This window comes from Desulfosarcina cetonica JCM 12296 (genome assembly GCF_001311845.1).
Taxonomy (GTDB): domain Bacteria; phylum Desulfobacterota; class Desulfobacteria; order Desulfobacterales; family Desulfosarcinaceae; genus Desulfosarcina; species Desulfosarcina cetonica.
The window spans coordinates 22,656-32,728 of record NZ_BBCC01000055.1 but is presented as its reverse complement, the minus strand read 5'-3'; the positions used below and the strand labels follow the sequence as shown (position 1 = coordinate 32,728).

Sequence of the window (10,073 nt, the reverse complement as noted above, 5' to 3'; positions counted from 1 at the left end):
TTTCATCGGAACGTTGTCGTAGAAAAAGCCGAGGTCGGTATGGCAAACGCCGCATCCGGCGACCTTGATCAGGACTTCACCGGGGCCCGGCTCCGGCAAGGGAGCTTCGACGCGCACCAGGGGCTTGTTTCTTTCCACCATCTGCCAAGATATCATTGTTGTCATCTTCTACTCCTTCTCACTCTCGAAATAGGATTGAAAGAGAAACCCAAACAGGGAGTCAACGGGATATTATTTATTCACCCACGTCGCACGGCGTTTCTCTTCGAAACTTTTGATGCCTTCCATGGTATCCTCGGTTTTCATTAGCTGGTTGAGGAACATATCGCCAACGCTCTCGAGCGCCGCTTCGATTCCCAGCCCCAAATGCTGTTTGACGGCCTTTTTGTTGAGGCGGATGATCAATGGACTGCAATGGCCGATCTCTTTGACGATTTTGGCCACCCCTTCTTCAAACGCGTCATCTTCAAAAAGATCGCAAAGCAATCCCATCTGGGCCATCGCATCGGCACTGTAGCGTCGACCGGTGGTGCAGATCTCGATGGCCTTGGAGGGACCCACCAAATGGGGCAGACGGACGGCGGCATAGGGCGGAAGAAAACCGAGCTTGATTTCCGGTTGACCGAAAACCGCCGATTTGCCAGCCGCGACCATGTCACAGGCAATGGCCACTTCCATGCCGCCTCCCAGGCAGGCACCATGCACGGCGGCGATGGTGGGAATCTTCATGGCATGGATCTGCCTGAGCAGGGCATCGAAAACACGAATCATCTCCGGCGCCAGTTCCGGCTTATGATCGCCGACTTCCACACCGGCACACCAGCTGGCCCCCTTGCCCTTGATGACCACACACTTCAGGTCGGCATCGGTATTCAACTCGACGAGCAGAGCGGTGAGTTCCTCCATCATCTCGATGTTGAAGACGTTGTGTTTGGGACGATTCAGAACAACGTAGGCGGCGCCTTTCTCTTTGGTCAATTCATGAAATTGTAAGTCCGTCATAACCTTTTCCCCTCGTTCATTGCTATTTCTGCGGGTTCGGTGATGTTGGGTCAACGGGCGACCCACCTTGCCAAGTTTGATCTGGGTGGTTCGTGTTCAGAAGCGCTTCGAAACGTTTGACGACTGATGACATCCGGGTGGTGATTCAAGCAGTGGTATGCACATAGACTTCCCACATTTGTCGGAAAGCCGCACTGTTTTCAAACAACATTTGAAGGGTATCCTGATCCCGAAAATCCTGGTCTTCGGGGCCATAACACCCCATCAGGGGGCCGAAGAGTTCTGCCGTGAGCGGGGTTGTCGGCAGTTCGCAATCGGAAGATTGCGGCACGGTCTGTCGCAGGGGGCGCGCTTCGTTTTCTCCGGCAGCGGCTTTTCCCAGGTAACACAGTTTGGGTCCAAGTCGAAAGAGGCCATCCTCGCCCCTGCGCAACACATCCAATTCGTGCAATGTATGCAAAATATTGAACACCGTGCTCTTGTTCATGTCCAAACGCTTGACGATCTCGAAAAAACGAAAGGGACGCTTGGACTCCGCCATGAGCGTCAGGATGGCGAAACATTTCTCAATAGCCGGGACCTTTTTATAGTTCGATGACATGCGATTCCTCGTCGTCAACCAGGAATTGGGGGAAGAAAAATCGAAGCCTACATTTCTCCATAGAGAACCATCGATCTCTATGAGTATCTATGCGCTCGCTTTTTGTCAAGCAAAAAAGTATGAATGCGCCGTAATCTTCAGCAGTTTGCTCATCCACGCCAATCCGCCGGGAGTGATTCCACCGATAAAACACGTGAATTACAGAAAAATAAAAGGATGAAAAAAGCTTCTATAAAGCTCTTTTGTAGCTATATAAAAGCTAAATTCCCTTGTCAACGACAAATCATCCTCACTTATAAAAGAAGGTTGCATCGTTTTCAGGACCGCTCCCCTGCCCTTCCCCTCAACCGGTTGCATGCAATCCCTCCGAGGCCTTCCACAGACCGACCCTATGCGATTGCCCGGGATGGATCATCGGGAAATCATATAATTCATTATAATGAACTATTTCAAACCAACGCAAGCCGATCATCGATCATCCATGAAGGTGGTCGTATTGGTTCGTTTTAGTTATAATTTTCTATTTTTTAACGATTTTTTACTATTTTTGAACAAAACCATTGACAACGCCACCCTTAGTGGTAGGGTGACAATTAATTCATTATAGTGATCTATTTTCTTCCAATCCAAGTCATCCGAATTCACCAAACAGGAGTCATTATATGAAGGCTGTTCCGGTCGAAGAATCCGTTGGAATGGTGCTCTGCCATGATATTACCCAAATCGTCCCCGGCTTTTTCAAGGGCCGAGCCTTTAAAAAAGGTCGCATCATTCAACCGGAGGATGTCGAGAAGCTTCTCGATCTGGGCAAGGCCCACATCTATGTTTTCGACATGCAAGCGGGAACGATTCATGAAGACGAGGCGGCCCAGCGCATTGCCGTTGCCGCCAGCGGAAACGGGTTACGCCTGTCCGATCCCGTGGAGGGGAAGGTCAATCTCATCGCCACCGTCAATGGCCTGCTTTCGGTCAATACCGAAGCCCTGGCGCACATCAACACCGTCGACGATATCATGTTCGCCACCCTGCACACCCACCAACCCGTTCATCCCGATCAGCCGGTCGCCGGTACACGCATCATTCCCCTGTTCACGGAAATGGAACGGATCGAAACCATAGAGGCCATCTGCCGGGCGGACTTTCCGATCGTCCAGGTGAAACCCTTCGCGCCCTTTAAGATCGGCATCGTCACCACCGGCAGTGAAATTTATCATGGACGGATCCAGGATCGTTTCGGTCCGGTGCTGCGAAAGAAATTCGCAGATTTGGGCTCCGAGGTGATCGACCAGGTATTCGTTTCCGATGACATTGCCATGACCGTGGATGCGATTCATGGATTGATCGGCAGGGGCGCTCAAATGGTGGCCGTTACCGGTGGCATGTCCGTCGATCCGGATGACCAGACGCCGACGAGCATTCGCGCCGCCGGTGGCGAAGTGGTGACCTACGGGGCCCCCGTGCTGCCCGGTGCCATGTTCATGCTCGCCCATATCGATGGAATCCCGGTCGTTGGTCTGCCGGGTTGCGTCATGTACTACAACGCCAGCATCTTCGATCTGGTGATACCGCGCATCCTGGCGGGCGAAACCGTCACCCGCAAGGATATCGTTTCCCTGGGACATGGGGGTTTCTGCGCCAACTGCCCGGATTGCCGGTACCCCAACTGTCCGTTCGGCAAATAAGATAACGCCTGTCCAGCTATAGGCCCCATGGCAACCCGCATGGAGCAAAAAAACCGATAATGTCAGGTCGATTTTACCACATCTATTCACAAGGAGGGGAGAGATGCTACTGCCCAAGTTTGACTTTCATGAACCCACGTCCGTCGATGAGGCTTGCGAGATCCTGGCCACATTCGGCCCCAAGGCCAAAGTGCTGGCCGGCGGCACCGATCTCATGGTGAATCTCAAAAAGAAGATTCTGGCTCCGGAGAACCTCGTCTGCCTGTCACGAATCGATTCCCTGCATGGCATCGTCGAGGAGAAGGATCAAATCGTCATCGGCGGGCGCTACACGGTCGCCGAGTTGACCGTCGATCCGCTAGTGGAGAAGAAGCTCGGTGCCCTGCGTTCCGGTGCAAGGGCACTGGGCTCGCCGCTGGTGCGCAACCGGGCCACGATTGCCGGCAATATCGGCTCGGCCCGTCCGGCCGCCGACCTGCCGCCGTCCCTGATCGCTTATGGTGCGACCGTTATCCTGGTAAGCAGCCAGGGCAAACGGGAAGTTCCCCTGGGCGATTTCTTCAAGGGCCCCGGCTTCACCGAATTGCGCCCCGAGGAAGTCCTCACCGAAGTTCGCGTGCCCGTGCCCACCGCCGGTCAGGCGCCGGCTACATCAACCTGGGCGTGCGCAAGGCCCAGGATTGCAACGTGGTCAATGTGGCCTCCTATATTGCCCTGGACGAGAAGGACGGGTCCATCAAAACCGCACGGATTGTCATGGGGTCGGTGGGCCCGACACCCTTGCGGGCCAGCGGGGCCGAAGCGGCATTGGTTGGTCAGAAGCCGGACGAGGCGCTCTTTCTCAAGGCCGGAGAAGCGGCCCGCCAGGACTGCAAGCCCATTGATGACTTCAGGGGCGCAGCCAGCTATCGCAAGGCCATGGTGGGGGTTCTGACCAAACGGACCCTGGATATCGCCTATCGCCAGGCCACCGGCAATTAGAATTGGCGGTGATCGCGCCGGTCCACACCACCCCGATTTCCCGTTTGGCAACAAGGAACCATTCTCAAGGAGACAACCATGAAAAAGCTGATCAAACTGACGGTGAACGACCGTGAGGTTGAAGCCGCCGTTGAACCCAATCTGACCCTAACCGATTTCCTCCGTTATGAATTGAATCTGACCGGCACCAAGAAAGGCTGCGAGACGGGCGACTGCGGTGCCTGCACCGTTATCCTGGACGGCATCCCGGTCAATTCCTGCCTCGTGCTGGCGGTTCAGGCCAACGGCAGGAAAGTCGAAACCATCGAGGGGCTCGCCACCGAAGAAGGCCTGCATCCGGTTCAGGATGCCTTTGTCGAACATGGCGCGATTCAGTGCGGTTTCTGTTCACCCGGCATGATCATGTCCGCCAAGCACCTGCTCGACAAAAATCCGAAGCCCGATGAAGGCGAAATCCGGGCGGCGATTGCCGGCAATCTGTGCCGCTGCACCGGATATCAGAAAATTATCGATGCCATTAAAAGTGTTTAACACCAGCTACACGGATTCCTTTTGAAAACCCATTTACGTCCGCCCACATCAGCATTGTGGCGCATACCGACGGGAGGAAATACTCATGAGCGATCATCACGTGATCAACAGCAGGGCCAGGCGCGTCGACACCCCTGCCAAGGCAACCGGTCGGGCGGTGTATGTAGACGATATCAGCAGGCCCAATATGCTATATGGCGCCCTGCTGCAAAGCCCCATCGCCCACGCCAAAATTATCAGCATCGACACTTCGGCCGCGGAAAAGCTGCCCGGCGTAAAATGTGTCGTCACATCCAAGGAAGCCGGGCTGGTCAAATACGGCGTCAGCCCGGCGCGCTACGACGAGACGGTCTTCTGCCACGACAAGGTCCGCTATGTGGGCGACGAGATCGCCGCCGTGGCGGCCATTGACCGTGAAACCGCCGAGAAGGCCGTCGAGCTAATCAAGGTGGAGTTCGAACCCCTGCCCGTCTTACTGACCATCGAGGATGCCATGGCCGAGGACGCTCCGCTGTTGCATGAGAAATATCCCCGTAACATCACCGGTGAAGTCCACCAGGAATTCGGGGATGTGGCCGCGGCCTTCAAGGAATGCGACCTGATCAAGACCACCACGGTGAAAAATAAACGCCAGGACGGCGGGTTCATCGAACCCCAGGGATGCATCGCCGAGGTCGATCTGGCCGGCAACCTGACCTTGACCAGTTCAACCCAATCGCCCCACTACATTCAGCGCACGGTGGCCATGGTATTGGGGCTGGACATCGGCAAGGTGCGGGTGGTCAAGGCCTATGTGGGCGCTGGTTTCGGACCCAAGGCCGGCACCAACCCCATGGAGTTGGCCTGCTGCCTGATGGCGCTCAAGACCAAGCGGCCGGTGAAGATGAACTACTCCCGCGAGCAGGTGTTCCTGTTCTGCCGCGCTCGTCACGCCTTCACCCACAAGATCACCATCGGCGTCAAGAAAGACGGCACCCTGATGGCCCTGGAACATGAGTGCCACCTGGACGGCGGTGCCTACGCCAGCTTCGGACCGGCCACGGTCTACTACGCCGGATCGCTATTGGCCGGGCCCTACAAACTGCCCAACATGAAGTACGACGGCTACCGCATCTATACCAACAAACCGGCCTGCGGCGCCCAGCGCGGCCACGGGGCGGTCATCGCCCGGGCGGCCTTCGAACAGCAATTGGACATGATCGCCGAAGAGTTGGGCATCGACCCGTTGGAATTGCGCCAGAAAAACATGATGGAAACCGGTGACACAACCTGCAACGACCTCAACATGAGCAGTTTCGGCATGGCCGAATGTCTGAACGCGGTAACCGAAGGGTCTGACTGGAAGAGCAAGAAAGGCCAGCTCCCCCCGGGAAAGGGCATCGGCCTGGCCTGCGGGTTCTTCGTCTCCGGCGCCGGTTTTCCCATCTATCGTTCCGACACCTATCACGGCACGGTGATGATCAAACTCACCGAAGACGGCGGGACGGTGCTGGTCTATACCGCCTCGGCGGAAATCGGCCAGGGGTCGGACACGACCTTCGCCATGATTGCCGCCGAGGGTTTGGGCGTTCCGCTGGAATATGTCCGCTTGGCCTCGGGCGACACGGACATGGGCGTGGATCTGGGGGCCTACTCCAGCCGCCAGACCTTGATGACCGGCCATGCCACCAAGGAAGCCGCTGAAGACGTCAAGCGGCAAGTGCTCGAAGTGCTCTCCGATGAGCTGGACGTTCCGGTGGACACCATCGATATCGTCAACGGCCGCATCGTGTTCGACCGCCCGGTGGATTTCTCCGGTCTGCGCACCCGCTACATCAAGGAGCATCGCGGCTGGACGGACAACCCGGAAAGCGACTATTTCACCTTCAAGGAAGCCTCACGCATCGCCTATTTGAAAAAGGGCACCATCGTGGGAACCGGCAAATACAAACCCCACTTTTTGGGCGGCACGTACAAGGGCGCGGCTGTGGGCACCTCACCGGCATACGGCTGCAGCGCCCAGGTGGCGGAAGTCGATGTGGACCTGGAAACCGGCCAGATCACCATCACCCAGATCGTCGACGCCCATGACTGCGGCAAGGCCATCAACCGTACGTCGGTGGAAGGCCAGATGCAGGGTTCCATCTCCATGGGCATCGGCGAAGCCATGCACGAGGAGGTCAAGTTCGACGCCAAGGGCAACGTGATCAACAACGATTTTGCGGAGTACAAAATGGTCACCGCCCTGGATATGCCGCCGGTGGATGCCATCGTCGTGGAGACCGATGAGCCCAACGGTCCCTATGGGGCCAAAGAGGTGGGTGAGGGCGCCATCATGCCCACCATCCCGGCCATTCTCAACGCGGTCTACGATGCCACCGGCGTTCGGTTCTACGAATTGCCCCTGACCCCCGAGCGCGTCTTTGAGGAACTGCAGAAGAAAAAAGGATAGGAAGAAGGGCGCAACGCCTAAAAACCGCCAACCTTAGCGGGGCTGCTCCCTCTTTTGGGGGCGGCCCCTTTTTCCCTTTTGTCGATCGACTCGAATGGCTTGTGGAGTGTAAAGAAGAAATGCCGGAGACGCTCTCCCCGGATGAAAAAGACCGCTATCGGCGTCAACTGCAGATGCCCGAGATCGGTGAAGACGGTCAGCGGCGCCTGAAGGCGGCCACGGTGGCCATTGCCGGCATCGGGGGATTGGGTGGGCTTTGTGCCTATTACATGGCCGCCGCTGGCGTCGGCCACCTGCGACTGGCCGACATGGACCAGGTGGCCATACATAACCTGAACCGGCAGCTGCTCTATGCCTCCGGCGATATCGGGAGGGCCAAAACCGTCTGCGCCCGCGACCGGCTGAAGGCCCTCAACCCTTTATGCCGGACCGAGACGTTCCAGATGCGCGTCGATGATGAGAGCGTGGCCGCCCTGCTCGAGGGATGCGACCTGGTCATCGACGGGACAGACAATCTTACGAGCCGACGGGTGCTGAATCGTGCTGCCTGGAAGCGGCGAATCCCCTTTATTTATGGCGGCGTGAACGGCTTCAACGGCATGATGGCGGCCTTCATCCCCGGCCGAACGGCCTGCCTGGAATGCGTCTTTCCGGACACCGGCGCGCCGGAACCGCCGCCAAGCGGCATCATCGGGCCGACGGCCGGCGTGATTGCCGCCCTGCAGAGCATCCAGGCGCTGAAGCAGCTGACCCTTCAGGATTCGGCGGGGTCAGGGGGATTGATTCATTTTCGGGGGCTTGATCTGCGCTTCAAGAAAATCACCGTGGACCGCGATCCGGCCTGCCGCGTCTGTTCATCCACATGATACACCCACGCCCCGGGCCGGCAAGGCTGTAGCCACCGAACCGGCGCGTGCATCCATCGTCAACTCACTTGGACAAACCCGAATGGACATGCCAAACCAAACCTTCATTGAAATCATCATCAACGACCTTCCGGAAAAAATACCGGCGGGCTTGAGTGTGCAGGCGCTGCTGACCCACCTGGAAGAAAGGGATCCGCACGTGATTATCGAGCTGAATGGCCGGTATGTCTATGCGAAAGACTATGCCACGACCCTTCTCAACCCAGGGGATCAAATCGAATTGATCAACCCGGATTTCGGCGGCTAACCAGGGCGTTTGGCTTTCCCGGAAAATCCGACGCGCCAATAAAAGCATTCCACAAAACCGCCAGATGCGCTAAACAGGGTCCATGATGAAAACCACCGATACCATGGACCGTATTGTCGTGCTTTTCAAACGGGCCGCCGTACTGAAAGGAATTCCCTTGAAGGCGCAAAGGGAATTCGCCGCAATGGCCGTATTGAAGCACTTCGACAAAAACGAAATCCTCTCCCAGGCGGAGGAACCCTGCGACAGTTTCATCCTGGTGGAGGAAGGCATGATCCGTGTATCCCGCTATTCCCCATTGGGCAAACGGTTAACCTATCTGCTGGCCGGTCCGGGAGAACCGATCAACCTCATCGGACCGTTCACGGGCGCGCCACGGGCCAACGTCGCCGAAGCCGCGATCGACTCGACCATCGTATCCATCGAGCGGAAGGATTTTTTAGCCTTTGCCTTTGCCCATACCCAGTTGATCATCAATATTCTCGAGATCCTGGGGCAGGCGCTGGACAGTTCGAACAGTCGGATTCTGGACATGCAGGAAAAAAAGGTCGTTCAACGGCTAAAGCGGGTCCTGCACGGGTTATCGGAAAAATTCGGCCCCTTGCTGAATTTCACCGCAGTGGAGATTGCCGATCTGGCCAGCACCACCACCGAATCGGCCCTACGCGTTCTGGGGAACCTGCGCCAGAAGGGGATCATCGAAAAAGCCGGGGCCAGATCCACATCGTCAAGCCGGAAGCCCTCATGGATCCCGAATCGGAAGACCTGTGGATCTGAGGGCCGCGGCAAATTCAGGAGAATCGACCGTTGCGCCCCGACGCAGACAGAAGCGAGCGGTTCGTCCTTTGGGCCGCTTATCCCTTCATCCGCGGGGTCAGCTCTTCCAGCCGATCACTTCCGGCACATCCGCGACCTCTTTTGGATCGGCAGGGACCACCAACACCGGAATCTTTGCTTTGCCCAGTACCGATTTGATGTTGCCGCCGACAGATTTTTTCAGGAAAGCGGCTTCGTGCCCCCCCATGATGATCAGGTCGCAGTCATGTTCCTTGGCCGTCTCGAGAATGCTGTCGACCACATCGCCATCCCCGATCACCACGTCCTTGGCCTGATAACCGCAGGATTCGTCGTCGATGCCGGCTTCGAGGCAAAACCGCTCCAGGGCTTTTTGGATAAGCTTGCTGGTGGATCGTTTGCCGATCAGTTTCTGACGGACTTCGTTCTCATAGGACTGCATCATTTCTTTATAGTGTCCTTCGCCCAGCAGCCCTTCCAAACGCCCCTCGACATAATCCGGAATCCTTTCCATCACGTGCAGCAGAACGATCTTTGCCTGAAACTTCAGCCCCAGAATAACCGCCACATCAAATGCGGGTACACAGTTACGCGTCAGATTGGTCGTGAACAAGATGGTGTTGATACCTTTGAACATGATCTCGCCTCTACTTTCTGGTTGGTGTCGATATGGGATGAACCGTTCCAAGGGGAATGATCCTTGGGTGTATAAAAAACACTGTCTATACTGTCAATATAAAATGAACGAACGACCGTTCAATGAAGAAAACACACAAAAAACCCGCCCATCCACCCGATGAAAGGCCTGCAATGCGACGCGGAACCGAGAAAAACCCGTCCTCGCAAAAGGTTTTTCAGGAAAGCACCACCGCCGGGT

9 protein-coding genes and 2 pseudogenes are annotated in these 10,073 nt (G+C 56.5%); 8 read left to right on the top strand and 3 right to left on the bottom strand.

Features of this window, described 5'->3' with window-relative positions; genetic code table 11:
• Positions 1–231 precede the first annotated feature (231 nt).
• The gene (locus JCM12296_RS14115; protein ID WP_054694163.1) at positions 232–1,002 is read right to left on the bottom strand and encodes an enoyl-CoA hydratase/isomerase family protein; all 771 of its coding nucleotides are present in this window, start codon (positions 1,000–1,002) and stop codon (positions 232–234) included.
• Positions 1,003–1,147: 145 nt separating this feature from the next.
• Entirely contained in the window at positions 1,148–1,603 is a 456-nt protein-coding gene (locus tag JCM12296_RS14110; protein ID WP_054694160.1) for a helix-turn-helix domain-containing protein, read from the bottom strand.
• Positions 1,604–2,265: 662 nt separating this feature from the next.
• On the opposite strand from JCM12296_RS14110, the gene JCM12296_RS14105 reads away from it, so the two are divergent.
• From JCM12296_RS14105 to JCM12296_RS50500, 8 genes and pseudogenes are all read left to right on the top strand, one after another.
• Positions 2,266–3,285, top strand: coding sequence for a molybdopterin-binding protein (locus tag JCM12296_RS14105; protein WP_054694158.1), 1,020 nt, complete (start codon positions 2,266–2,268; stop codon positions 3,283–3,285).
• Positions 3,286–3,388: 103 nt separating this feature from the next.
• A pseudogene (locus JCM12296_RS44485) lies at positions 3,389–3,850 on the top strand (FAD binding domain-containing protein); the annotation flags it as partial.
• Positions 3,851–3,948: 98 nt separating this feature from the next.
• Complete coding sequence (locus tag JCM12296_RS44480; RefSeq protein ID WP_306304025.1) at positions 3,949–4,266, top strand: FAD binding domain-containing protein; 318 nt, start codon at positions 3,949–3,951, stop codon at positions 4,264–4,266.
• 78 nt (positions 4,267–4,344) lie between these two features.
• Positions 4,345–4,797, top strand: a complete 453-nt coding sequence (locus JCM12296_RS14095) for a (2Fe-2S)-binding protein (protein WP_054694155.1) — start codon at positions 4,345–4,347, stop codon at positions 4,795–4,797.
• Positions 4,798–4,882: 85 nt separating this feature from the next.
• Positions 4,883–7,228 carry a xanthine dehydrogenase family protein molybdopterin-binding subunit gene (locus JCM12296_RS14090; protein ID WP_054694152.1) on the top strand — a complete coding sequence of 782 codons (2,346 nt, stop codon included), beginning with the start codon at positions 4,883–4,885 and terminating at the stop codon, positions 7,226–7,228.
• Positions 7,229–7,347: 119 nt separating this feature from the next.
• Complete coding sequence (locus tag JCM12296_RS14085; RefSeq protein WP_054694149.1) at positions 7,348–8,094, top strand: HesA/MoeB/ThiF family protein; 747 nt, start codon at positions 7,348–7,350, stop codon at positions 8,092–8,094.
• A gap of 82 nt (positions 8,095–8,176) precedes the next feature.
• Positions 8,177–8,401, top strand: a complete 225-nt coding sequence (thiS, locus tag JCM12296_RS14080; RefSeq protein WP_054694145.1) for a sulfur carrier protein ThiS — start codon at positions 8,177–8,179, stop codon at positions 8,399–8,401.
• A gap of 82 nt (positions 8,402–8,483) precedes the next feature.
• Positions 8,484–9,101: pseudogene (locus JCM12296_RS50500) on the top strand (Crp/Fnr family transcriptional regulator); the annotation flags it as partial.
• A gap of 174 nt (positions 9,102–9,275) precedes the next feature.
• Here the strand turns inward: JCM12296_RS50500 and JCM12296_RS38315 are convergent.
• Entirely contained in the window at positions 9,276–9,833 is a 558-nt protein-coding gene (locus JCM12296_RS38315) for a universal stress protein (RefSeq protein WP_157067612.1), read from the bottom strand.
• Positions 9,834–10,073: the final 240 nt, after the last annotated feature.

Excerpts from the sequence above, each read along its gene's own strand:
- JCM12296_RS14115 (WP_054694163.1), bottom strand. The coding sequence starts at position 1,002 with ATGACGGACTTACAATTTCATGAATTGACCAAAGAGAAAGGCGCCGCC.
- JCM12296_RS14110 (WP_054694160.1), bottom strand. The coding sequence starts at position 1,603 with ATGTCATCGAACTATAAAAAGGTCCCGGCTATTGAGAAATGTTTCGCC.
- JCM12296_RS14105 (WP_054694158.1), top strand. The coding sequence starts at position 2,266 with ATGAAGGCTGTTCCGGTCGAAGAATCCGTTGGAATGGTGCTCTGCCAT.
- JCM12296_RS14095 (WP_054694155.1), top strand. The coding sequence starts at position 4,345 with ATGAAAAAGCTGATCAAACTGACGGTGAACGACCGTGAGGTTGAAGCC.
- JCM12296_RS14090 (WP_054694152.1), top strand. The coding sequence starts at position 4,883 with ATGAGCGATCATCACGTGATCAACAGCAGGGCCAGGCGCGTCGACACC.
- JCM12296_RS14085 (WP_054694149.1), top strand. The coding sequence starts at position 7,348 with ATGCCGGAGACGCTCTCCCCGGATGAAAAAGACCGCTATCGGCGTCAA.
- thiS (WP_054694145.1), top strand. The coding sequence starts at position 8,177 with ATGGACATGCCAAACCAAACCTTCATTGAAATCATCATCAACGACCTT.
- JCM12296_RS38315 (WP_157067612.1), bottom strand. The coding sequence starts at position 9,833 with ATGTTCAAAGGTATCAACACCATCTTGTTCACGACCAATCTGACGCGT.